Origin of the sequence: Mesorhizobium sp. M7A.F.Ca.CA.002.05.1.1 (assembly GCF_003998335.1) — a bacterium.
Lineage (GTDB): Bacteria > Pseudomonadota > Alphaproteobacteria > Rhizobiales > Rhizobiaceae > Mesorhizobium.
Window position 1 is genome coordinate 1 of the sequence record NZ_RZQI01001104.1, and the last position, 1,715, is coordinate 1,715.

The following is a 1,715-nucleotide window of genomic DNA, read 5'->3' on the forward strand; positions in this document are numbered from 1 at the left end:
CTGCAGAATAAACGCGGCTGCCGCCGAATCGATCTTGCCGGCGCGCTTGCGGCGCGAGAAATCCATCTCGATCAGCGTCCTTTCGGCCGCGACCGTCGATAGTCTTTCATCCCAGAGCACGAAGGGCAGGTCGCTCATCTGGGCCATGTTGCGAACGAAGGCGCGCGATTTCTGCGCACGCGGACCTTCCGAACCGTCCATATTGATCGGCAGCCCAATCACCACCGCGCCGGCATTCTCCTTCCGCAGCAAGGCGAGCAGCACCGCCGCATCGAGCGAGAATTTCCTTCGCATGATGACCGGGCGCGGATGGGCGAAGGAAAATCTCTGGTCCGAGACCGCGACGCCGATCGTCTTGTCGCCGAGGTCAAGTCCCGCCAGCGTCTTGCCGCCGGTCAGCCGCGCCGGCAATTCCTCGATCGTGATAATGCCCACCGGCCGTCCTTCGCCTTTCACCACCACGTGTTTTGTCAAACGCGTGGTGGACACAGTAACCCTTTGATCTCGGGGCCGTCGGCGTTCTATCCTTTGGCAAGACAAAAATCGAGGAATGCATTCATGAAACTGACCTGGTACGGCCACTCGGCCTTTCGCATCGAGACCGCTGATGCCAAGATCCTCATCGATCCCTATCTGATCGGCAATCCGTCCTGGACGGGCGGCTGGGAGGGACCGGCGGAGGGAATCACGCATGTACTGCTGACGCATGGCCACAGCGACCACATCAGCGGCGCGCTGGAAGTGCTTGGCAAAAGCGGCGCCCAGCTAGTCGCCAATTTCGAGATCTGCATGTACCTGGTCGGCAAGGGCGCCAGCGACAAGAAGATCAACCCGGGCAACATCGGCGGCACCGTCGATTGCGGCGGCTTCACCACCACTTTCGTCCAGGCGCTGCATTCATCCTCGTTCCCCGGCGAAGGTGGCCAGAACACCTATCTCGGCAATCCGGGCGGCCTCGTCCTGCATTTCCCGGAAGACAGGACGCTCTACCACATGGGCGACACCGACATCTTTTCCGACATGGCGCTGATCAACGAGCTGCACGAGCCGAAGATCGGCCTGGTGCCGATCGGCGACCGCTTCACCATGGGCGGCGCGGTGGCGGCACTTGCCTGCCGGCGCTTCTTCAAATTCGACACCGTGGTTCCCTGTCATTTCGGCACCTTTCCGATGATCGATCCGACCGCCGACAAGTTCGAGGCCGGCCTGGAAGGATCCGGCATCAAGGTGGCTTTGCCCAAGATTGGCGAGACGATTACGATTTAGAAGCAGCCAAAATGGAATAAAACCATGGCTTTGAGGCAATCTTTTTGCGTTTCCATACTGGTCGCGGCGTCGCCCGCGCTCGCTGCGGATGATTTCATCGAAGGCATCTACCTTCAGTCCGAGGAGCTTTGCAAACAGGCCAAGAAGGGCACGCTGCAAACGCTGATCGACGCCGGCAACATCGTGCTTTCGGCGTACGGCCTGCAAAGCGTCGAATACAATTGCGAGTTTCTGCAGATCAGCAAGGCGACGGCTTCGCCGAGCTGGGCGGTGACGGCCATCTGCCAGGAACCGGGTTATGTCTTTCCCGACGTTCTCTCGGTGACGCAAATGAACGCGAAGCAGATCGATCTCGTGTCGGTTCGGCCCGTCGACGACGAAAGCGAAGCAAGCGGCAACAGCGGCAGCTACTATCTGTGCGAGGGCGTTGCCCTGCCATAGACGTATTC

At 60.0% G+C, this 1,715-nt stretch carries 3 protein-coding genes; 2 read left to right on the top strand and 1 reads right to left on the bottom strand.

The window, feature by feature from the left end; all coding sequences use genetic code 11:
* Positions 1-435, bottom strand: a 435-nt coding sequence (gene ruvX / locus EN939_RS32980; RefSeq protein ID WP_127271673.1) for a Holliday junction resolvase RuvX, incomplete at its 3' end; no start/stop codon positions are given.
* Positions 436-558: 123 nt separating this feature from the next.
* On the opposite strand from ruvX, the gene EN939_RS32985 reads away from it, so the two are divergent.
* Positions 559-1,266, top strand: a complete 708-nt coding sequence (locus tag EN939_RS32985; RefSeq protein WP_127271675.1) for a metal-dependent hydrolase — start codon at positions 559-561, stop codon at positions 1,264-1,266.
* Positions 1,267-1,290: 24 nt separating this feature from the next.
* Positions 1,291-1,707: a hypothetical protein gene (locus EN939_RS32990; RefSeq protein WP_127271676.1), complete on the top strand. Its 417-nt coding sequence runs from the start codon at positions 1,291-1,293 to the stop codon at positions 1,705-1,707.
* Positions 1,708-1,715 lie beyond the last annotated feature (8 nt).

Bases quoted from the DNA above. Each gene is read 5' to 3' on its own strand.
- EN939_RS32990 (WP_127271676.1), top strand. From the start codon at position 1,291: ATGGCTTTGAGGCAATCTTTTTGCGTTTCCATACTGGTCGCGGCGTCG.
- EN939_RS32985 (WP_127271675.1), top strand. From the start codon at position 559: ATGAAACTGACCTGGTACGGCCACTCGGCCTTTCGCATCGAGACCGCT.